The organism is Brevibacterium renqingii, from assembly GCF_017808105.1.
In the GTDB taxonomy this organism is placed as follows: domain Bacteria; phylum Actinomycetota; class Actinomycetes; order Actinomycetales; family Brevibacteriaceae; genus Brevibacterium; species Brevibacterium renqingii.
The window spans coordinates 1-20,447 of sequence record NZ_JADBHF010000002.1 but is presented as its reverse complement, the minus strand read 5'-3'; the positions used below and the strand labels follow the sequence as shown (position 1 = coordinate 20,447).

Genomic DNA, 20,447 nt, shown 5'->3' with positions numbered 1-20,447 from the left:
AGTCGGAATGTTCGAACAGGGAACCTGTGATCAAGTCTAGCCCCGCAGGGTATGAGCAGGATTCACCCCATAGGCGGCACGGTAGGTGCGGGCGAAGCGGCCGGCGTTGGCGAAGCCCCACCGTCTCGCGACCGCGGAGACGGTGTCGCCGCGGGTGGGATCCGCAAGCTGCAGCTCCTGTCGGGCACGTTCGAGCCGAACCCGTCGCAGATAGGCGAAAGGCGTCGAGTCGAGGTGCCGCCGGAAACCGTCCTGAAGAGCACGGTCGCTGGTGCCGGCGGCCGCCGCGATCTCGTGCAGCTGCAGCGGCAGATGCGCATATGTCTCGATATAGGCTGCGGCCCGCCGGACGGTGGCCGAACCGATGGCACCCGGCCCCTGGATGTACTGGCGCGTCATCGCCGTGTTCGGGAAGGTGTGGAACGCCGCGGTGGCGACGGTGCGCGCCATGTCCTCGGCGAGCAGGGGCGAGTTCAGAGGCGAGTCCGGCTGCATGAGCGTGGAGGCGACGAAGTTCATCAGAGACTTCCAATAGCGCTTCATCGAAGCTGAGACGGGATTGACGTCATGGAACCGGAGCTGGTCGGCCGGCAGACCCGTTATGCTCTCGGAGACCTGCTCGATGCGAGCGCCGGGCAGCCGCAGCACTGTCGCATCGAAGTGGCTCGTGTCGAAGCCGATCGGCACTCCTCGGGGATAGAACGAGACATCGCCGGAGGAGCCTGTGTCCCGACTGCGCACCTCGACCCGGCCCTGATTCACCGTGAAGAACAGGTAGTCGTCGAAGCCCTGGGCCGAGGAACCGCGGTAGTCGATCGACGTGCGGATCCGGTCCGCTCCGATGACAGCGGTGTCGTGAGTCAGCGCTGAGAAATGCGCCTGATCGCGGGTGGAGCCGAAGTCCAGACGGCTGTCGGCGTACATGTGCCGGATGAAGTCGGTGATCTCGGCTTCGTCGGCGGATGAGAACTTCGTGCGCACAATCGGTACGGTCTGTGGACGTGATCCGTCCTGTGCGCAGTCCGACATCATGCCTCCTCGCCGAGCGACGTTCGTCTCCCTCTGACGGTGTTCAGGACAGTCTACGCAGGAGTAGGCCGCATTGCGAGGGCTATTCAGCGCTGAATATGACACGAGGACCATTGATGCGTGACGGTGGGAGACGGCGTCAGGTGGAAGCCCGGGATCCCACCATGACGAAGTCCGGGCGGGTTGAGAATACGGCCCGCCCGGGCGCTCCCATCACCCCTGTTGCGCGCAGTCATTGCCGAGTACGGTGAAAGCAGACACTGTGGGCAGAGGGACCGTGCGCATCGCGCACAGGAGGAGGTGCCCGTGGCGCGCCACGAGCAGAAGGTCACTGTAGACGGCCACCGGCTGACGCTGAGCAATCTCGACAAGGTGTTCTATCCCGAGACCGGCACAACCAAAGGTGAGATCCTCGACTACTGTGCCAGGATCGCGCCGCAACTCATCAGGCATGCCCGGAACCGGATCGCAACGCGCAAACGCTGGGTCGACGGTGTCGGCACTCCCGATGACCCGGGGCAGGTGTTCTTCGAGAAGAACCTTCCCGACTCCGCGCCGTCATGGATCCCCTCACGCTCGATCAAGCATTCCTCGGGATCGAAGCGCTATCCGCTGGTCAACGATCTGGCGACGCTGACCTATCTCATGCAGATGGCTTCCCTCGAGATCCACGTTCCGCAGTGGAGCGAGGCCCCGGGGGCGAAGGATCCCGGCACCATCGACTCCGAGAGCAGGTATCCGGATCGGATGGTCTTCGATCTCGACCCCGGCCCGGGCCGTGAGCTGGCCGACTGCATCGAAGTGGCTCAGCTGGTGCGTGAGCTGCTCGAGGGCATGAAGCTCGAAGTGTATCCGGTGACCAGCGGATCCAAGGGCATCCACCTCTACGCCCCACTCGATGGTTCGACGAGTTCGCAGCAGATCTCCGATGTCGCCCATGAGCTCGCTCGCAGCCTCGAATCGGACCACAAGGACCTCATCGTCTCGGCGATGAAGAAGACTCTGCGGGAGAACAAGGTGCTCATCGACTGGTCGCAGAACTCTGCGGCCAAGACCACGGTGGCTCCGTATTCCCTGCGCGGACGCTTCACCCCGACGGTGGCGGCCCCGCGCAGCTGGGACGAATTCGATGACCCTGCCTCCGTCGACCATCTGCGCTTCGAGGAGGTCCTCGACCGCGTCGACGATGACGGGGACCTCCTCGAACCCCTCGCCGAGGCGACCGGAGGAACCGCCTCGGCGCCGGTGTCCGAGGAATCGCAGGAGGTCGTGCGCGACCGACTGGAGGTCTACCGATCCAAACGGGACCCGAAGCGCACGAGCGAACCGGTGCCGGCCCAGCAGGGAACGAGCGGGGACGAGCTGTCCTTCGTCATCCAGGAGCACCACGCCAGACGGCTGCATTGGGACTTCCGGCTCGAACACGATGGTGTGCTGGTCTCCTGGGCCCTGCCGAAGGGGCCGCCGACCGATCCGGGCAAGAACCACCTGGCCGTCCAGACCGAGGACCACCCGCTGGAATACGGCAGCTTCGAAGGCACGATCCCGAAGGGGGAGTACGGAGCCGGTGAGGTCGAGATCTGGGACTCCGGAACCTTCGAACTCGAGAAGTGGCGAGAGGGCAAGGGGATCATCGCCGTCCTCCATGGACGCGAGGACGGCGGCCTCGGCGGGGTGCGCCGATTCGCGCTGTTCAACACCGGTGGACACGGGCCGAACAAGGAGCCCGAGAAGAACTGGATGATCCACCTCATGGAGGAACCCCCGAAGTCCGCGAAGACGAAGAAGACGAAGCGGGCATCGGCCAACGAGGCGAAGAAGCAGCCCCGCAAGGGCAAGCCCGAACGCGAAGCCGACGCCGACGGAGGCTCGAAGAAGCGGGAGTCTCTGCCCACGGACCTGTCGCCGATGCTCGCGAGCATCGGCGACATCTCCTCGGTCCGTCGGGAGGCCGAGGAGTGGGCCTTTGAGATGAAGTGGGACGGCATCCGCGCGCTGGCGGCTGTGCAGGCCGCCGACGGGGACAACCCGGGAAGCGTCGCGCTGACCAGCCGCAACGGCCACGATATGACCGCCACCTACCCCGAACTGGCCGAACTCGCCGACTGTGTCGACGCTGACTGCGTGCTCGACGGGGAGATCGTCGCGCTGGGGCGGGGGAGCAGACCGGACTTCGGGCGGCTCCAACGCAGGATGGGGCTCACCCATGAGCGCGACGTCGAACGAGAGCGTCAGCGCACTCCCGTGTATCTCATGGTCTTCGACGTCCTCCACGCCGACGGCTCGTCGCTCCTGCGCAGCCCCTACACCGAACGCCGCGAACGCCTGTTCGAACTCGTCACCGAAGGCGAGCACGTCTATGTGCCCGAGGCCTTCGAAGGAAGCGTCGATGCGGCGTTCGAATCCAGCCGTGAGCTCCAGCTCGAAGGAGTGATGGCGAAGCGCATCGACAGCATCTACCTGCCGGGCAAGCGCACACGCACGTGGGAGAAGCTCAAGCACGCTTCGACCCGCGATGTCATCATCGTCGGCTGGCGGACCGGAAGCGGTGAACGCGCCGGCAGCTTCGCCTCCCTGCTGCTGGCCGCCCATGACGACGACGGGCTCGTCTACATGGGGCGGGTCGGCACGGGCTTCGACGACGAAGCGCTGCGCAGCCTGCGCTCCCAGCTCGACCGCCTGTCGCGCAAGACCGCGCCGCTCAAGGTGCCCGCCACCGAAGCGCGTGATGCGCACTGGGTGCGCCCCAGCCTCGTCGGAGAAGTCCGCTCCTCGGGCCTCACTGAGGCCGGACGCCTGCGTCATCCGGTGTGGCGGGGGCTGCGCTCCGATATCGACGCCGAGGATGTGCGAGTGTGAACCGGGAACATTCGGCGGCGGCTCCCGGTCCCATCAGCTGAGTCACCGTCGACCCCCTCCCAAGGCTGCGCTTCGGTGTTAGGTTGGCGAAATGAAGACGAACCGAATGACGAAGATCGCAGTCGGCAGCGCGCTCGGTCTCGGGCTGGCGCTGTCGGGTTGCTCCAGCGATACGGAAGAGGGATCGGCGACCCAGTCACCCACGGAGTCGCAGGCTGGAGAGGAATCTGCGCCGAGCGAATCCCAGGGCTCTGAATCATCCGAGCCCTCAGCCTCCTCCGAGTCCTCCGAGTCCTCCGAGGACTCCGAAGCGAAGCTTCCCGAGGACGCGGACCTGAGCAAGACCATGCCGAAGACGACGGCGGCCGATGCCGTGAAGATCGGACAGGACAAGGTCAAGGCGAAGGACGGCACCCTCCACGCCATCGAACTCGACTACGACAGCGAGGACGGCAAGTGGGAGTACGACGTCAAGATCAAGGACGGCAGCACCGACCACAAGGTCGTCATCGACGCCGCAACCGGCAAGGTCATCCGTGATGAGTCCGAGGACAGCGATGACAAGGAGAAGGCGATCGACCTGAATTCCCCGATGAGCTACGACGAGGCGTACGACCTCGCGAAGAAGAAGGGAGAGGGACGTCTGGCCGGCTGGAAGCTCGAATACGACGACGGTCAGCGCGAGTACCAGTTCGACTTCGACGACAAGGGATCGGAGACCGAGGTCACCGTCAACGTCGAATCCAAGAAAGTCACCGTCGACTGATCCGGTTCCCATGAGGACCGGACCACAGTTCTGACAACCACTGAAACACCGAACAAAGGAGACACCATGGCTGCCATTCTCTGGATCATCGCAGCGATCCTCGTCATCTCAGGGATCTTCGCCATCTTCCGCAAGCAGCTCCTCTGGGGCATCGTGCTCATCGTCGTCGGCTGCCTCGTCGGCCCCGGTGGAGTGAGCATCTTCACCTGATGAAGGCGGACGGGCTGGGACGGATAGAGTGAGGGAATGTCTGCTCTGAGAATCTCAGCCCTCCGCCGCTTCGGCCGCCTGGGCAGAATCGCGCCGTGGGCGGCCGCCGGCCTCGTCGGCGCAGTGCCCGCGACGATCGCCGCCTCGATGGCCATCGATCTGGTCCAGCAGAGGGGGCGGAAGTCGCGGGCAGCGCCGCGTCCGGGCACCTTCAGCTCGAAGGTCGAGCAGTCAGAGCTCAATATCTACACCGACGGCGCCACCCTCTATGAGGACATGCTCGAAGCGATCGGATCCGCGCAGGAGTCGATCCTCATGGAGACGTTCATCTGGAAGAACGACGAGATGGGGCAGAGATTCATCGACGCCTTCAACGCGGCATCCGCCCGCGGCGTGGAGATCCACCTCATCTACGACGGCTTCGCCAACCTGGCCACGCCCATCTCCTTCTACCATCAGCTCTCCGATCGGATCCACGTGCTGCGCCTGCCGACCATCGCACGCAGGTTCTGGAGAGGGCCGCTGCGCCATTCCGGGTTCAACCATTCGAAGATCCTCGTCATCGACGATGATGTGGCCTTCGTCGGCGGGTTCAACATCGGCTCCCTCTACGCCAGTCACTGGCGTGACACCCATCTGCGCTCGGTCGGACCCGGCGCCTGGGGGCTGCGACAGACCATCGCGCAGGTGTGGAACGAGTTCCACGACTCGGATGAGCAGATCTCCTGGGTCCCTCCCGAGGCCTGGGAATCGCAGCTGCGGGTCTCGGCGAATCTGCCGATCCACCTCGTCTATCCGATCCGCAATATGTATCTCAACGCCTTCGCACGGGCGCGGAAGCGGATCTGGCTGACGACTCCTTACTTCATCCCCGACCAGCAGCTGCTGCGCTCCCTCATCGAAGCTGCCGAGCGCGGCGTGGACGTGCGGGTCATGGTGCCGCAGGAGTCGAACCACATCCTCGGGGACTGGCTCTCCAGGGGATTCTTCGAGGAGATGATCAATTCGAAGGTCACGGTCCTGCTCTACACCGCGAGCATGATCCATTCGAAAGTCGCCACGGTCGACGGCGAATGGTCGACCGTGGGCACGGCGAACATCGACCGCCTATCGCTGTCCTACAACTATGAGACCAACGTCGAGGTCATCGACCGGTCGTTCGCAGGTGAGATGGAGAAGGTGTTCGAAAGCGACTCCTCGCACTGCGTCGAGCTCGGATCAGGATGGCTCAACCGGCATCGGCTGACCAAGCTCGCCGAGCGTGCTCTGGTGCCGATGCGCCCGTGGCTGTGAATCGGGCTTACCGCACTCTTGGCACCTGTCCTCATGCGCGTTGCCATCGCGATCATTTTCAGGGCGGCCTGAAAGAGATGGCCTACCCGCAGAGAGGACACGAAGCCGACGGCACCCATCGTGTCTGTCTGATCTGCGAACTGCCCGAAGACTCCGTTCGCGTCAAGGGTCTGTCGGGGACGTTCCTGACGGTATAGCCTCGGCCCATGCTCGATATCCTTCCCATCGCCGTGTCACGGCTCTTCGACTCGGAGGAGCCGCAGGACGTCGCCGTTGCGACGATCATCGAAACCGAAGGGTCAGTGCCGCTCCCGGCAGGCACCTCGATGCTCGTCGATGCCGCGGGCCGAATCGTCGGCTCCCTCACCGGCGGATGCGTCGAAGGAGCCGTGCTCGAGGCGTGTCAGGACGCCCTCGCCACCGGCGACGCCTCGGTGCAGGGTTTCGGCTACAGCGACGAGGATGCCTTTGCCGTCGGGCTCATGTGCGGTGGTCGTATCGACGTGCTCATCCAGCCCTTCCGCGCTGGCTGCTCCGGGCTGCGAGCGGAGAGCGAGCCGGTCGCCGTGATGCTGCGGCTGCCGTCCGACGACGCCCATACCCCAGCGGCAGCCGTCTGCGGTGCCGCTGGCGGCGAGGTCTCCGGACCGAGCACCGACGCTCTGGCTGTCAGCCTCGATCCTCTGGTGCCCGAAGCTGTGGTGGAGACCGCCGCGCAGCGCGTCGGGGCCTTTATCCGCGGCGGCCGCACCGGCAGCATCCGCCTTGCGCCCCCGGAGGGCGGCAGCGAGCCGATCGAGCTCTTTGTCGAGACCCGCATCGAGCCGGCCCATCTGCTGGTCGTCGGAGCCAACGCCTTCAGTCTCGCCCTCGTCGAAGCGGCCAGACCCTTGGGACTGCGCATTACCGTGTGCGACCCCCGTCCGTCCTTCGCCGACCAGATATCGGTTCCCGGCGCCGAGGTGGTCCGGGCCTGGCCGCACCGATTCCTTAATGAAGCGGCCGCCACCGGTGAGTTCGACACCCGGAGCATGATCTGCGTCCTCAGCCACGACCCGAAGGTCGACATCCCCACCCTGGCCGTCGCACTCGACCTCGACGTGGCCTACGTCGGGGCGATGGGCTCGCGGCGCAGTGACCGCGACCGCCGCTCCGCGTTGCGCGAAGCGGGGGTGGAGGGCCCGGCACTGGCACGGTTGCATTCCCCGATCGGCCTCCATCTGGAGACATTCACCCCCGCCGAGGTGGCTGTGTCGATCCTCGCAGAGATCCTCGCTGTACGCGGTGGCCGCCGACAGGTCGTTCCCCTCAGCGACGAACGGGAAGATTCGCCTCTTCGCTGAGGCGAAAGGAGTCGCCAGTCGCTGGCTGCATCTTCGCATTCGACTTCGATATGTCAGTCATAGCATTCTGTTGTTCCTCGTAGTGCCTGCCCCTGGCGTGCGATACGACCTCACCTTCAGGACTGCAACTCATGACGAGCGCTAGGAAGCATTCACATGCGATGATCGCTCAGTCATGGGCGTTGGCGGACTGTGGCAGTCTTGCCGATAAGTGCGCGAGCGAGTGCTCGAGCGTGCCAGGGCCAGACAATCAACAGTTTCTCCAAGAAGCTGACGAACATGTTCTCCTCATCTCTCATCTCAACCGAACATGGTCTGGCCCCGGGGGATGCCCCGGGGCCAGAAGGGGAAGCCGTGGGCGGGCCCGCATCATTTCATCGTCATTGTGACGTCACTGCCGCGCATCTTGCGTCGAGCACACTGGTAGAAAGACTTGCGGGCGCGACCACACGGCTGCATAGCTCAACCTGGGTGTGGAAACGTCTCACCTCCTTTCAACGATGAAGTCAGCGCCTTTGAGCCGGGGAGGAGGGCGCTGACAAGCGAGGATTCGGTGGGCGATGACCTGGGTTGCTGAGAGGCCGGGCGACCGGAACAGCTGCCACGATTCGGAGTGCCTGACGACCCGGCACCTGCAGTGACTCACGGCCTGCGGTCCATCACCTGTGTGGTGACTCGTGTCGAGGTCCCGCAGTTCGCGGTCGCTGAAAACGATCGCCCAGAACGCAGCATCGATACCCAGCTGGACGTCTGGTGCACACGTCTGCATGGGAACACACCACCAGTTGTGGTTAGGCGCTGATGGCTGCCGGTTCAGCAGAGCCTGAGTTGATGGCGATCTTGCGGGGTTTCGCTGATTCCGCTACCGGGATGCTGAGTGTGAGCACACCGGCGTCGTAGTTCGCCGTGATGTTGCTGGTGTCGAGGTTGTCGCCGAGGACGAGTTGTCGGCTGAAGGTCCCGCGGGGTCGCTCTGCCGCGACTGAAGACTCCCCGTGGTCGGGGGCGGGCCGTTCAGCTTTGACGGTGACGACGTTGTTCTCGACGTCGAGGTCGATGTCGTCAGGATCGATTCCTGGCAGGTCGAGTTCGACGCGGAAAGTATCGCCGTCGCGCCAGGCGTCCATGGGCATCATCACAGGGCGGGCAGTTGTGCCGGTGGCTCCGAAGATTTCTCTGCTCAGGCGTTCGACTTCGCGGAATGGGTCAGTGCGCATCATGATCATTGGTGAAACCTCCTTTGCTGGATAGTGGATTCGTGCAGATGATATGATCTACATCATCTGATGGACATATTATTTAGTCGATCCGAATAAGAATGTCAACACTCAGTCAGGAGAAATTTTGAGAGAAGGGGAGATGGCGATTTCAGAGTCTGGTGGGCGCTTATTCTCGATTTCGCGTGTTGCGGAGTTGACCGGTGTCGGGGTGCAGTCGTTGCGGCAATACGAGGCTCGTGGGCTGGTGACTCCTGCTCGGAGTGAGGGTGGGACGCGGCGGTTCAGTCGCGCGGATATTGCTCGTCTGCGGCGTGTGCGCGAACTGGTTGACGTTGGCGCGAATCTCGCTAGCATCGGAATCATTCTCGATCTGCAGGATGAGAACACCTCGCTTCGGTACGAATTGAGGAGGATGCAATGATGACGAATGAAGCGCAGCCCGGCGTCGAGGTTCCTGAGCCGGACTGGAGCGAACAGCTCATCGACGTTGCAGCGCATATCGACGATGACGGTAACGAAGACACTGAGCCTCGCATGGGCGCAATTCGCGAAGCAGATGTGGGCGATGTTGCCGATCAATCCATCGTTGTAGAGGTTGATGATGAAGACGGGTGAGAAGCCGCGCTGATCTGATGGCGGCATTTCGGGCTATAGGGGGAAGTTGCTGTGATTCTTCCATCGGCCTTGCCGGCGTTCGAATGCGAACCGTTCCGCCCGCAACCGCCTCACCCGCTCCACAACGTCCGGGGCGTAACCGTATGCGGCGTCCGTATCCACGATCCCCTCGAGCACGATGGCGTACCTCTCTGCTGGAAGTTCGATTCGCTGGCACAACTCGTGTCGCCCCGCCGAAGTAGACGCAGTCTTCTCGAAGTCGAGGATCAACCGATCATGCTCGGACAGTTCGTGCACAGTGCCGGGGACCATGGAGACCATTGTGACACAGCAGAATTCGACACCGCGTATGTCGCTGCTCACTCTGTCTTGGTCACCTCAATTCAGGGGGACCGCTCGCCGACCAGTCCGAAGCAGTTGTCCGCGGCTGCGCTGGCGATAAAGCTTCAGACAGCGAAGCCGACGTGTAGGACTACCCCATAGTGATTACGCTCACTAGACTTCGGAACCAGAACAATCTTCTATACAACTCGCTGGTCGAGTAGCGGAGGACTTTATGCCCACCACCTCATCCCAGGCTCTTCAAGTGCTGGTCGTAGCCGACCCAGGTCTGCCCAGCAGGCGAGCGGCTTCCATCCACTCCTCGTTAGAGCGATATCTGCGTGAGGCGTATGGGGTCACAACGACGCTGTACACTCGCACCGACACGGTCTATCTGACGCCCGAGCGCGAGCTGGCTCTAGACGCAGTCGAAGATCTCCGCGCTGATTACCCCGACGTCAACATCATCCTCATCCTCACAGAGATCCCCCGGCACACCCAGGGCGACCCTCTGATCGCCGAAGTCTACTCGGACCGCAACCTTGCGGTCGTCTCATGCCCCACACTCGGCGCGTTGGCCACCAAGCGCCGCATCATCAAAGTCATGATGAGCTCGGTGAACAAGTTGGTTCCGTGGGACCCCGAAGCCACGACGCGCAAATTTCTGCTCGGATGGTCGAACTGGTCGAACAACGAAGACTCCAGCCATCAGTCCTTGCATGCCCACACCATCACCGGAGGCCCACGGCTGATTATGGGGATGACGATTGCCAACGAACCCTGGCGCACGGCTCCGAAGCTCTCAGGAGCCCTCGCGGCAGCCTCGGCAACCGGAGCTTTCGGCATCTTCTACAGTTCGATCTGGCAGATGTCGACCTACCTGTCCACCCTCCGGCTGCTCTCGATCGGCGCGCTCGCTGTCCTGGTGATGGTCGCCTGGTTGATCGCCAGTCACAAACTCTGGGATCGACCGGTCAACGAACGTCTGGCCACGGTGGTCATGTACTACAACCTCTCCACCGTCCTCACACTGCTGATCACTGTGATCGCTCTCTACGCGATATTGGTCGTCCTCATTCTCCTGGGCGGCCTCGTCGTTATCGATCCGGCATTTATGACCCAACAGATTCAGCAAGAGGCGTCGTTCACCAACTACCTCGATATCGCATGGCTCAGCGCAGCCATGGGTGTGGTCGCCGGCGGCATCGGTGCCAGTTTCGACACTGATGCCGACGTGCAGAAAGTGACTCATGGTCAGCGGATGCGGCAACGAGTCTATACAGACAACAGCACAGATGCCGACGACACGGTGGAGAGCAGTTGACTGAGATCTGCCAAGCATGCCGCTAGTCTGCACATTGGGGTGATGTGGAAGAGCCGGCTGAAATCGGGTATCTGCACCCACCTGAGATATAAGCGTGTTCAGAGCCATCACCTCCGACTGCCTCCTGCGTGTTCACTACACACCGAGTTTCGACAAGATGTTCTGCTTGAAGGACGTGAAATGGAAACCCTGTTCGACTCAACCTCGTCTCGGATCATCCCCACACCGTTCGAACCGTGGTGGGAAACTCCAGACTTCACGGATGATCTCTCCGAGGTCGTTACGAGCAGTGCGTCCGCTGTCGACAAGATCACCGCCCTTGCCCGTCTTCTGCAGCTCACAGGGTGTTCACCTCAGATCGATCAATGGGAAAGGCTGCTTCAACTGGCTGCGATCGACATCGGCGTCGCTCGTATGCTCGAACCCCACGTCGACGCTCTGGGCATCCTGGCCGAGGCCGGACACGAAACACCTGACCCCGATTCGGCCTGGGGCGTATACGCGGCTGACCTGCCCACACATCGCGTGAACGTGGTCGATGCCGGTGCGGAGAACCTCCTCACCGGCACGAAAGCGTGGTGCTCTTTGGCCGCGGAACTCACCGACGCGATCGTCATCGCCAGCGGCAGCGACGGGAACCGAGCCTACGCGGTGAATCTTCGGCACCCTCGTGTACGACCGCAGACAGGTGCTTGGCCGAGTCTGGGTCTCAGAGAAATCCCGAGCGGCTCAGTCGTCTTCGACCGAGCACCCGCGACGAGTGTCGGCCCCCCGAATTGGTACCTTGACCGCCCCTCTTTCGCTTGGGGTGGGATTCGCGTGGCAGCCTGCTGGTTCGGTGGAGCATTGGGACTGGCCCGGCGTGCAGCCCAAACCCACCTGAACAGGGCTGGGCGCTCGCCGATGGGAGAGATGCAGCTCGGGCAGCTTGATGCTGAGATCTTCGCGGTCCGCACCATGTTGGCGCAAACTGCTGCTGCAGCGGATGGGGATGAGAAGTTCTCGCGAGAACACGCGTGGAGACTGGCTCTGAGAGTTCGCAACAACATATACCGCAGTGCCCAACGGATCCAGCTTCTGAGCCGGGAGCTGGCCGGTCCCGCGGTTCTGACGAGTGATGCGGCATTTGCCAAAGCTGACGCTGATCTCACCGTTTACCTCAGTCAGCATCACGGGCCTCGGGACGAAGCTGCTTTGGGCGAGAACATCTGTGCAGAGTCAGATGTCGATGAGGTTTAGCCACCAAGACCGCAGCACCAGAGAAGCTGCCTGGGTGCAGGCGGGTGCCCTTGATCTTCCGGCGGTTCCAGAGAGCACAATCGCCAAAGGCGGAACCATCATCGTCCTTGCCGCACACCCAGATGATGAAGCGTTGGGAGCCGCTGCGCTGCTCGCACGTGCCGATGAGTGGAGCTGCCAGCTGAAAGTCCTACTCTTCAGCGCAGGCGAGAAATCGCACCCTGAGTCGCCGACGTATACCGGCGATCAGCTCAAAAGCATCCGTCTGGAGGAGTTCGATCGTGCGCTGAGCACCTTCGACAAGGCGCACTCCAGTCGTTTTCTCGATCTGCCCGACGGTCAGCTGCCCGAATATTCAAACCAGATCAGAGACGTGATCCGACAGGAGATCGCACGATCACATGGGCCGGTGACACTCGTTGCGCCTTACAGCCGGGATGGGCACTGTGACCACGAGGCGGTGGGTGCCGCGGCGCTGGACATCGGGCGATCACATCATGCCGTAGTGCTCGAATATCCCATCTGGTTCTGGCACTGGGCTGTTCCCACAGACCCTCGCTGGCAGGCCTGGGCAGTCTTACCTGACCCTCAAGGTCTTGATCGAAATGCTCTGCTCGCGTGTTACCCGTCGCAGACCGAAGCGCTGTCGGATCAGCACGGGGACGAAGCGATCCTCACCAGCGCCCATTTGGAACACTTCATCCGGAGCCACGATACCTTCGTGATCACGGATTTCAGATCCGGTGAGGCATCGGCCGGCTATGGTCAGGAGGGAATAGGCAGACCGATCAATGATGCGTCCACTGCGGCGGCGGTGTTCGATGATGTGCACAGAGAACGCAGTGATCCGTGGACGGTGTGGGAGTCCGAATACGAAATCGCCAAACGCGAGACCCTTGTGTCCCACCTCCCGTCGACCTCGTTCTCCCACATTCTCGAGATCGGTTGTTCAGTCGGCGCTTTGACTCGAGAGCTTGCCGCTTACAGCGTCAGAGTGACAGCTGTCGATGCCAGCTGCGAGGCGCTGAAAACAGCGAAACGTCTGCAGACGACCACTGCAGCCGAAATAGCCTTCCTGCACGCCACTGTCCCATACGAATGGCCCGAAGGGCATTTCGACTGCGTCGTCCTCTCAGAGACCGGCTTCTATCTGACACGTGCACAGCTGCAACGAACGTTGGAGCGCATTGATGAATCAACCCCATCGCGCTTTGTGCTCGTTCTCTGTCATTGGAAGGGCGACATCGAAGATTGGCCTCTGACCGCCGATGAAGTCCATGACGCGTGCCTGGACTACTGGCCCCGACTGCGGACCGATTTTCGCTCCGAGGCCGAGTATCGTCTCGATATCGTGACGGTGGACAAAACTGACGATTTCCTCCCTGCGGAAGCTGTTGAGTGATCACGCACTTGGGCATCGTCATCCCGGCTCACAATGAACAAGACGAGATCCTCGGCTGTCTCGACTCGGTGGCTCAAGCGTGTGCTCAGGTCCCTGACGGGCTCGCGCCGTCGTCCACTCGAATCCTCGTCGTGGCCGACGCCTGTAGCGATGAGACGGTGAGTCGCGTCGCAGACTTCGCCGAACAGCATCCACAAGTCACGATACTTGAGACGTCGTTCAAGAACGTGGGCAGTGCCCGGAATTTCGCCTGGAATCACTTCAAGCAGATGGCTGAAGCTGATCGTGATGTCAACTTCGACCTGACATGGATTGCGTTCACCGATGCGGACAGCAGAGTTCCCACCCACTGGCTGACGACGCATCTTGCCATGGCGGAAGCCGGAAGCGACTGCCTGGTCGGCACAGTGTCGCCTCGACCTGATACCAGGTCGGCAGCGCTGATCGCGAAATGGCACTCTCACCACACGTTACTTGAGGACCATCCCCACGTGTTCGGCGCGAACCTGGGCATTCGAGGCTCGTATCTCAACATCATCGGCGGCATGCCTCAGCTGCCACTCGGCGAAGATGCCGCAACCGTTGCTGCAGTGCTCGCCGCCGGGGGAAACGTGAGACGCACCGATACCTGCCGGGTTCTCACCTCGGCCCGTCTGGAGGGACGCGCGGAGGGAGGCTTCAGCAGCTTTATGCAGAGCCTTCTTTGAGACCCGACTCTGCTCACAGCACTTCAGGGCGCCTCCGGCCGAGTTGTTCCCGACAACCCAGAGCTAATCGCGAGAACTGACGACTGTCAGCCTGTGCAGGTCCTTGGGCACATCGACATCGGCCCCGTCGTCGAGGTCGGAGCAGTCGACGAGGTCGACGACAGCTCTGTGCGTCTCGAGCAGGTCGCGGGCACCGACGTCGCCGTGCGCGGCGGCCGCCGCCTGGCTCGTCCAGCTCTCGTCGAAGAGCACAGGGTGACCGCGGTGCAGCGACCCGTTCGCATCACAGTGGCCCGCAGCGGTGATCGCACGGGGACGATGGGCGGCGATGAGACGAGCGACTTCCGCCGCACAGATTCCGGGACGGTCCACAGGTGTGACCATGACGTCGATTCCGGGGCCGATCGCCTGCAGGCCGCGGCGCAGCGAGGAACCCATACCCGAAGACCAGTCAGGGTTGAACGCGACGGACACGCGGTCACACCCGGCCAGCAGGCTCGCGACCTGCTCGCTGCAGGCTCCGGTGATGACTGTGACGTCCCGGCAGCCACCGTCGAGCAGGGCGAGGACCAACGACTCCACCAGGGTGAGCCCGTCCTCCCGCACCAGCAGTGCCTTCGGCCCTCGGCCGAGGCGTCGTCCGGCTCCGGCGGCGAGGACGAGTCCTCTCGGGGGACCGGGGACGGGTCGTTCGGGAGGAGTCGACCAGGTCTCGTCGCTCACGTCGGCAGGAACGCGTCGCCGAAGATCGGCAGATCGCGGATTCGGACTCCGGTGGCGTTGAAGGCGGCGTTCGCGATCGCCGCAGCCGCCCCGACGATGCCGATCTCACCGATGCCGCGAGCGCCGAGCGGGCCGGCATGCGGGTCCTCCTCGTCGAGCCATTCCGCTTCGATCCGGGCGATGTCGGCGTTGACGGGCACATGGTATTCGGCGAGGTCGTGGTTGACGACGTGACCGAACCGCGGATCGAGCTCGCCCTTCTCATGCAGCGCCATTCCCACGCCCATCGTCATGCCGCCGATGAACTGTGAGCGCGCGGTGCTCGGGTTGACGATCCGACCTGCGGAGAACATCCCGAACATGCGTCCGAGCCGGATCTCTCCCGTGGCTGGATGGATGCGGACCTCGGCGAAGTGCGCACCGAAGGAGTGCAGAGCGAACTTCTCCGCCGCCGGATTCGCCTCGGCCTCACCCTGCGCCTCGGCGCCGACGGCCGGGTCGGTTCCGTGTTCGGCTCGGAACGCTTCGGTCGCGGCGAACACCGCCGCGCTCCAACTGACCAGACCGGTCGAGCCGCCGGCGACGGTCGCGTTCGGCAGGGCGGTGTCGCCGATGCGCAGCTCCACCTGCCCGATGGGGACATCGAGCGCATCCGCAGCGACCTGGGACAGGGCAGTCCATGTGCCGGTGCCGAGATCCGCGGCGCCGATCGCGACTTCATAGCCGGCAGGCATGCGGCGGATCCGCGCGACGGAACCCGGCTGACGGCCTGCCGGATACGTCGAGGCGGCCACCCCCATGCCGATGAGCCACCCGTTCTCCCGGCGAGTGCGCGGCTGCGGGTTCCTCTCCTCCCAACCGAAACGCTTCGCGCCCTCGCGCAAGCAGTCGACGAGGCGGCGCCGGTTGAACGGCAGCCCCGTGTCCGGGTCGGTCTCCGGTTCATTGCGCACCCGCAGCTCGATCGGGTCGAGGCCGGCGGCGACGGCGAGTTCGTCCATGGCGATCTCGAGGCCGACCATGCCGGGAGCCTCTCCGGGGGCGCGCATCCATGACGGCACCGGCACATCGAGGGGCACGACTCGCTGGGTGAGGCGACGATTGTCGCCGGCGTACATCATGCGTCCGGGCTTCGTCGCCTCCTCGGGGAACTCCTTGGTCTGCGAGGACAGCGACACCGCATCATAGGCAAACGCCGTGAGCGTGCCATCGGCTCGTGCACCGAGGCGGATGTGCTGGAGAGTCGGTGCCCGGTAGCCGGTGATCGAGAACATCTGCTGCCGCGACACGGCATATTTCACGGGACGTCCCGGCGCTGCGATCGCGGCGAGTGCGGCGAGCATCATATCGGCGTGGGGCACGCCCTTGGATCCGAAGCCGCCGCCGACGTGCGGGGAGATGATGCGGATCCGGTCGGGATCCAGGCCGAGGATCGGCGCCAGTGTCGATCGGGCCGGATGTGCCCCTTGCGTCGAGGTCCACAGGGTCAGCTCGCTGCCGTCCCAGCGGGCGACGGTCGTGTGCGGCTCCATGGGGTTGTTGTGCTCCATCGGAGTGCTGTAGCGCTCGTCGATGCTCACGGCCGCCTCGGCGAAGGCGGCATCGAAATCGCCGGCGAAGACGTCCCCGCTGCCGGACTCCGGTTCGCGGGAGGCGGGATGGTCCTCCCGCAGCTCGACGTCATGCTCCTCCTGCTCGTAGCCGATGTCGACGAGGCCGGCGGCATAGCGGGCCTGTTCCGGGGTGGTGGCGATGACGGCGCCGAGGTACTGTCCGCGGAACCCGATCTCCGCCGAGCGCAGGATCGCCAGTTCCCCGTCCTCGGTGTCCTCCAGGTCAGGAGCATTGGTATGGGTGAGCACGTGGACGACTCCGTCGGCCGCCTCGGCGGCGGAGGTGTCGATGTGCGCTGCCCGTCCGCGTGCGATCTCCGCCTGCAGGGGATAGAGGTAGAGGGGATCGTCGAGGGGGTGCTCGTAGGCGTAGGGGGCGCGGCCGCGCACCTTGTCCGGACCGTCGAGGCGCACCTGGTGGGTGCCGATGGATGTGGTCGGCAGCAGGTCACTCATGGGTGTCCTCCGTGGTCGTCTCAGGCTCGTCGGTTCCGGTGAGCTCGCTGAGGACCGTGGCGATCGCCCCGCGGGTCATCGGCACCTTGAAGCGATTGCCCTCCAGGGGTTCGGCGGCCTCGAGCTCGGCGTCGGCCGCGGCCAGGAACGTCTCCTCGTTCGGTTCCGCGCCGCGCAGGACCGCCTCGGCGGCACGGGCGCGCCACGGTTTGTGGGCGATGCCGCCGAGGGCGATCGCGGCCTCGCGGATGACAGGTGTCGGTCCCGAGGTGTCGACGTCGACGGTGGCTGCGACGGAGACCAGGGCGAAGGCGTAGGAGGCGCGGTCGCGGATCTTCCGGTACGTCGAGCGTCCGGGACGTGGCGGAGGCAGTTCGAGTGCGGTGATGAGGTCCCCGTGGTCGAGGACCGTGTCCTGCTCGGGATGATCGCCGGGCAGTCGGTGGAGCTCGGCGACGGGTATCCGCCGCTCACCGGCTGCCCCGAGGACGACGACCGTGGCATCGAGGGCGGCCAGCGCCACTGCCATGTCCGAGGGATGGGTGGCCACGCACTCCGGTGAGGCGCCGAGGATCGCGTGATAGCGGGTGTACCCGCCGATCGCCGAGCAGCCGGAGTCGGGTTCGCGCTTGTTGCACGGGGTGGAGGTGTCCTGGAAGTACACGCACCTGGTGCGCTGCAGCAGGTTCCCGCCCATGGTGGCGGCATTGCGCAGCTGGCCGGAGGCGCCGGAGAGCAGCGCTCGCGAGAGCATCGGATAGCGGCGCCGGATTCGCGGGTCGGCGGCGGCGTCGCTGTTGCGCACCATCGCTCCGATCCGCAGCCCCTCGTCGTCGAGTTCGTCGATCTCGGTCAGGTCGAGTCGGTTGATGTCGACGACGAGTCGCGGCTCGGCGACGCCGAGCTTGAGATGGTCGACGAGGTTGGTCCCGCCGGCGAGGAACACCGCATCCGGTCGTTCGGTCAGGGTGGCGACGGCACCGGCGGTGTCGGTGGCGCGTTCATAGTCGAAGGGTCTCATCGTGACTCCTCGGCGGCTTGGCTCACGGCTGCGACGATGTTGACATAGGCTCCGCACCGGCACAGGTTGCCGCTCATCCGCTCGCGGATCTCCGCATCGGAGAGCTCGATCGGCCCCTCGAGGTCCTCGGTGACCACGCTGGGTGCGTCTTCGGCCGCTTCCTGGAGCATGCCGGCGGCCGAGCACACTTGGCCGGGTGTGCAGTAGCCGCACTGGAACGCATCCTGGGCGAGGAACGTCCGATGGAGGGTGGAGAGCTCGCCGGCCGGTGCCAGACCATCGGAGGTCGTGACCTCGCTGCCGTCATGGGTCAGGGCCAGCGCCAGGCAGGAATTGAGCCGGCGACCGTCGACGAGGACGGTGCAGGCGCCGCATTGGCCGTGGTCGCAGCCCTTCTTCGCGGACATCACCCCCAGCCGGTCCCGCAGTGCATCGAGAAGAGTGGTTCGGGGATCCACGGCCAGTTTGTGCTCCTGGCCGTCGACGGTGAGGTGCAGCGAGTGTGCCATAGGGCAGCCTCCAGACAGCGTTGTCGACGTCCGTCAAATCTAACCCCGCAGGTGGAGGCGGACAAGGCCCGGTCGCGGAAATCCGACGGGAAGCGGTGCCTGCGACAAATCGCCGCGAGTGGCCGCTGCTCTCAGGAGGCTGTGTCCTTCCCGGCAGCTGCATCTTCCTCGGGGCTGTCGTTGAATCCGATGAGCTCGTAGCCCATCTCCGCGAGTTCTTCGTCTTCGGAGCCCGGGGGAGTGTCGCCGTTGATCGGCCGTCCGGCGGTCTCATTGAAGAAGTGGATGCCGATGAGGCCGATGATGCCGGCCGCGACCAGATAGAAGGCCGGGAAGAGATCGAATCCCGTCTGTTTGATGACGAAGGTGTTCACCGCCGCGGTCGTGCCGCCGAAGATCGCCGTGGAGATGTTGTAGCCGATGGCGAAGCCGGAGAAGCGCACCTGCGTGGGGAAGATCGCCGGCAGGGTCGCGGAGACGCAGGACTGGAGCATCACCTGGAGCAGGGCGATGATGCCCAGGCCCAGGATCTGCCATCCGGCTGCCTCGGCGTGCATGAGCATGAACGCGGGCACGGAGAGGAGGATGAATCCGATCGCCGAGGTGTAGAGCACCGGCTTGCGGCCGATAGAGTCCGTCAGTCGTCCCAGCGGAGTGATGACGATCATCATCGCCGCGAGCAGGCCGATGAGCATGAAGTTGCTCTCGATCTCCGAATGACCCAGCGTCTCGGCCAGATAGGTCGGCATGTACGTCAGCACCATGTACTGGCCGATGTTGAGCAGCACGACGAAGGCCATGAGCATGGCGATCTGCTTCGAGTATCCGCGGAACAGCTCCCGGAACGGCTTCTTCGCCGTCTTCTGCCGTGAGGTCGCTTCGGAGAAGGCCTCCGGTTCGTCGAGCTTCAGCCGCAGCCACAGTGCGATCGCGCCCAGCGGCAGGGTGAGGAGGAACGGCAGGCGCCACCAGCCGGCGTCCATCCCATCGCTGCCGACGAGCACGAGGAGGATGGTGCAGACCAGGGCCGCCGAGGCGGTCCCGGCGACGGTGCCGAGTTCGAGGAAGGAGCCGCAGAAGCCGCGCCTCTTGTCCGGTGCCGATTCCGCCATGTACACGGCCGCGCCGCCGTACTCCCCGCCCGTGGAGAAGCCCTGGACCATCCGGCACAGGAGCAACAGGATCGGGGCGAATGCGCCGAGGGTGGCATAGGTGGGCAGGACGCCGATCAGCGTCGTCGGGATCGTCATCATGATGATCGTGAGGACCATGACGTGCTGGCGTCCGATCTTGTCGCCCAGGGGTCCGAGGACGAATCCGCCCAGGGGCCGGAAGACGAAGGACAGGGCGAGGAAGGCGAAAGTGAGAGCGATGCCCCATTCGCCGGGGAAGAACGCATTGGCGATGTAGACCGATACGTATGAGTACACGCCGTAGTCGAACCATTCGACGGCGTTGCCCAGCGCGGACCCTCCGATGGCCCGCTTGAGAGTGCGTTTGTCCTCCGGCGGCATCTTGCTCATGTCGATGCCGTCCGGGGTAGGGATCTTCTCGTCGTGCGAGAACTCGCTCATGTGTCTCAACCTCCCGACTGTCATCGGGTGCGCTGTCGCACCCTCTCCGCGTCGCTCAACTGAGTCGGACCGCCTCGGCCCGAAACCATGCCTGACGCATGGTCGGCGTGTGCTGGGCACGTTACCACTGAGCAGGAGCGCTGTGTCCGCCCGTTACATTCATTGTCAAGCAGCAGCTGGGGTCTTCGCCTCGTAGAAGGCCCCGGTCTTGACCATCGCGAAC

Annotated in this window: 19 protein-coding genes; 11 read left to right on the top strand and 8 right to left on the bottom strand. The window is 64.0% G+C overall.

Features of this window, described 5'->3' with window-relative positions; translation table 11 throughout:
- Positions 1-36 precede the first annotated feature (36 nt).
- Positions 37-981 (bottom strand): helix-turn-helix transcriptional regulator, encoded by a 945-nt coding sequence (locus tag IHE57_RS16640; RefSeq protein WP_209370636.1) that lies wholly within the window; start codon positions 979-981, stop codon positions 37-39.
- 354 nt (positions 982-1,335) lie between these two features.
- Between IHE57_RS16640 and IHE57_RS02560 the strand changes: the two genes are divergently transcribed.
- The 5 genes from IHE57_RS02560 (at position 1,336) to IHE57_RS02540 (ending at position 7,500) form a co-directional block, all read left to right on the top strand.
- On the top strand, positions 1,336-3,888 hold the full coding sequence (locus tag IHE57_RS02560) for an ATP-dependent DNA ligase (RefSeq protein ID WP_209370634.1): 2,553 nt from the start codon (positions 1,336-1,338) through the stop codon (positions 3,886-3,888).
- Between the two features lie 106 nt (positions 3,889-3,994).
- Entirely contained in the window at positions 3,995-4,654 is a 660-nt protein-coding gene (locus IHE57_RS02555) for a PepSY domain-containing protein (protein WP_209370633.1), read from the top strand.
- Between the two features lie 66 nt (positions 4,655-4,720).
- Positions 4,721-4,864 (top strand): GPGG-motif small membrane protein, encoded by a 144-nt coding sequence (locus IHE57_RS02550; RefSeq protein ID WP_209323654.1) that lies wholly within the window; start codon positions 4,721-4,723, stop codon positions 4,862-4,864.
- A gap of 36 nt (positions 4,865-4,900) precedes the next feature.
- On the top strand, positions 4,901-6,157 hold the full coding sequence (locus tag IHE57_RS02545; protein WP_209370628.1) for a phospholipase D-like domain-containing protein: 1,257 nt from the start codon (positions 4,901-4,903) through the stop codon (positions 6,155-6,157).
- A 206-nt stretch (positions 6,158-6,363) separates the two neighbouring features.
- Positions 6,364-7,500: an XdhC family protein gene (locus IHE57_RS02540; protein WP_209370626.1), complete on the top strand. Its 1,137-nt coding sequence runs from the start codon at positions 6,364-6,366 to the stop codon at positions 7,498-7,500.
- A gap of 791 nt (positions 7,501-8,291) precedes the next feature.
- On the opposite strand, the gene IHE57_RS02535 is transcribed toward IHE57_RS02540, so the two are convergent.
- A complete protein-coding gene (locus IHE57_RS02535; RefSeq protein ID WP_209324119.1) occupies positions 8,292-8,723 on the bottom strand; it encodes an Hsp20/alpha crystallin family protein in 432 nt (143 codons plus the stop codon).
- A gap of 136 nt (positions 8,724-8,859) precedes the next feature.
- Between IHE57_RS02535 and IHE57_RS02530 the strand changes: the two genes are divergently transcribed.
- Complete coding sequence (locus IHE57_RS02530) at positions 8,860-9,141, top strand: MerR family transcriptional regulator (RefSeq protein ID WP_181272603.1); 282 nt, start codon at positions 8,860-8,862, stop codon at positions 9,139-9,141.
- Positions 9,138-9,335: an Rv3202a family protein gene (locus IHE57_RS02525; RefSeq protein ID WP_209323651.1), complete on the top strand. Its 198-nt coding sequence runs from the start codon at positions 9,138-9,140 to the stop codon at positions 9,333-9,335. The genes IHE57_RS02530 and IHE57_RS02525 overlap by 4 nt, the downstream gene beginning before the upstream one ends.
- Before the next feature lie 33 nt (positions 9,336-9,368).
- Here the strand turns inward: IHE57_RS02525 and IHE57_RS02520 are convergent, their stop codons facing one another.
- Positions 9,369-9,647 (bottom strand): DUF3263 domain-containing protein, encoded by a 279-nt coding sequence (locus tag IHE57_RS02520; protein WP_209370624.1) that lies wholly within the window; start codon positions 9,645-9,647, stop codon positions 9,369-9,371.
- A 244-nt stretch (positions 9,648-9,891) separates the two neighbouring features.
- Here IHE57_RS02520 and IHE57_RS02515 point away from each other — a divergent pair, with 244 nt between their 5' ends.
- The 4 genes from IHE57_RS02515 (at position 9,892) to IHE57_RS02500 (ending at position 14,328) form a co-directional block, all read left to right on the top strand.
- The gene (locus IHE57_RS02515) at positions 9,892-10,980 is read left to right on the top strand and encodes a hypothetical protein (RefSeq protein ID WP_246475650.1); all 1,089 of its coding nucleotides are present in this window, start codon (positions 9,892-9,894) and stop codon (positions 10,978-10,980) included.
- Between the two features lie 180 nt (positions 10,981-11,160).
- Positions 11,161-12,219 (top strand): acyl-CoA dehydrogenase family protein, encoded by a 1,059-nt coding sequence (locus tag IHE57_RS02510; RefSeq protein ID WP_209370622.1) that lies wholly within the window; start codon positions 11,161-11,163, stop codon positions 12,217-12,219.
- The gene (locus tag IHE57_RS02505; protein ID WP_209370621.1) at positions 12,209-13,621 is read left to right on the top strand and encodes a PIG-L family deacetylase; all 1,413 of its coding nucleotides are present in this window, start codon (positions 12,209-12,211) and stop codon (positions 13,619-13,621) included. The genes IHE57_RS02510 and IHE57_RS02505 overlap by 11 nt, the downstream gene beginning before the upstream one ends.
- Positions 13,618-14,328, top strand: coding sequence for a glycosyltransferase family 2 protein (locus IHE57_RS02500; RefSeq protein ID WP_209370619.1), 711 nt, complete (start codon positions 13,618-13,620; stop codon positions 14,326-14,328). The genes IHE57_RS02505 and IHE57_RS02500 overlap by 4 nt, the downstream gene beginning before the upstream one ends.
- A 63-nt stretch (positions 14,329-14,391) precedes the next feature.
- Here the strand turns inward: IHE57_RS02500 and IHE57_RS02495 are convergent, their stop codons facing one another.
- The 5 genes from IHE57_RS02495 to IHE57_RS02475 all read right to left on the bottom strand — a co-directional run bounded on the left by IHE57_RS02495 (position 14,392) and on the right by IHE57_RS02475 (position 20,224).
- Positions 14,392-15,051, bottom strand: a complete 660-nt coding sequence (locus IHE57_RS02495) for a nucleotidyltransferase family protein (RefSeq protein ID WP_209370618.1) — start codon at positions 15,049-15,051, stop codon at positions 14,392-14,394.
- Complete coding sequence (locus IHE57_RS02490) at positions 15,048-17,120, bottom strand: xanthine dehydrogenase family protein molybdopterin-binding subunit (RefSeq protein WP_209370617.1); 2,073 nt, start codon at positions 17,118-17,120, stop codon at positions 15,048-15,050. The genes IHE57_RS02495 and IHE57_RS02490 overlap by 4 nt, the downstream gene beginning before the upstream one ends.
- Positions 17,113-18,141, bottom strand: a complete 1,029-nt coding sequence (locus IHE57_RS02485) for an FAD binding domain-containing protein (RefSeq protein WP_209370616.1) — start codon at positions 18,139-18,141, stop codon at positions 17,113-17,115. The genes IHE57_RS02490 and IHE57_RS02485 overlap by 8 nt, the downstream gene beginning before the upstream one ends.
- Complete coding sequence (locus IHE57_RS02480) at positions 18,138-18,650, bottom strand: (2Fe-2S)-binding protein (RefSeq protein ID WP_209370615.1); 513 nt, start codon at positions 18,648-18,650, stop codon at positions 18,138-18,140. Before IHE57_RS02480 ends, IHE57_RS02485 begins: the two co-directional genes overlap by 4 nt.
- Positions 18,651-18,781: 131 nt before the next feature.
- Entirely contained in the window at positions 18,782-20,224 is a 1,443-nt protein-coding gene (locus IHE57_RS02475) for an MFS transporter (protein WP_209370614.1), read from the bottom strand.
- Positions 20,225-20,447 lie beyond the last annotated feature (223 nt).

Excerpts from the sequence above, each read along its gene's own strand:
- IHE57_RS02520 (WP_209370624.1), bottom strand. The coding sequence starts at position 9,647 with ATGGTCCCCGGCACTGTGCACGAACTGTCCGAGCATGATCGGTTGATC.
- IHE57_RS02525 (WP_209323651.1), top strand. The coding sequence starts at position 9,138 with ATGATGACGAATGAAGCGCAGCCCGGCGTCGAGGTTCCTGAGCCGGAC.
- IHE57_RS02555 (WP_209370633.1), top strand. The coding sequence starts at position 3,995 with ATGACGAAGATCGCAGTCGGCAGCGCGCTCGGTCTCGGGCTGGCGCTG.
- IHE57_RS02550 (WP_209323654.1), top strand. The coding sequence starts at position 4,721 with ATGGCTGCCATTCTCTGGATCATCGCAGCGATCCTCGTCATCTCAGGG.
- IHE57_RS02515 (WP_246475650.1), top strand. The coding sequence starts at position 9,892 with ATGCCCACCACCTCATCCCAGGCTCTTCAAGTGCTGGTCGTAGCCGAC.
- IHE57_RS02540 (WP_209370626.1), top strand. The coding sequence starts at position 6,364 with ATGCTCGATATCCTTCCCATCGCCGTGTCACGGCTCTTCGACTCGGAG.
- IHE57_RS02485 (WP_209370616.1), bottom strand. The coding sequence starts at position 18,141 with ATGAGACCCTTCGACTATGAACGCGCCACCGACACCGCCGGTGCCGTC.
- IHE57_RS02530 (WP_181272603.1), top strand. The coding sequence starts at position 8,860 with ATGGCGATTTCAGAGTCTGGTGGGCGCTTATTCTCGATTTCGCGTGTT.
- IHE57_RS02545 (WP_209370628.1), top strand. The coding sequence starts at position 4,901 with ATGTCTGCTCTGAGAATCTCAGCCCTCCGCCGCTTCGGCCGCCTGGGC.
- IHE57_RS02480 (WP_209370615.1), bottom strand. The coding sequence starts at position 18,650 with ATGGCACACTCGCTGCACCTCACCGTCGACGGCCAGGAGCACAAACTG.
- IHE57_RS02490 (WP_209370617.1), bottom strand. The coding sequence starts at position 17,120 with ATGAGTGACCTGCTGCCGACCACATCCATCGGCACCCACCAGGTGCGC.
- IHE57_RS02510 (WP_209370622.1), top strand. The coding sequence starts at position 11,161 with ATGGAAACCCTGTTCGACTCAACCTCGTCTCGGATCATCCCCACACCG.
- IHE57_RS02505 (WP_209370621.1), top strand. The coding sequence starts at position 12,209 with ATGAGGTTTAGCCACCAAGACCGCAGCACCAGAGAAGCTGCCTGGGTG.
- IHE57_RS02475 (WP_209370614.1), bottom strand. The coding sequence starts at position 20,224 with ATGAGCGAGTTCTCGCACGACGAGAAGATCCCTACCCCGGACGGCATC.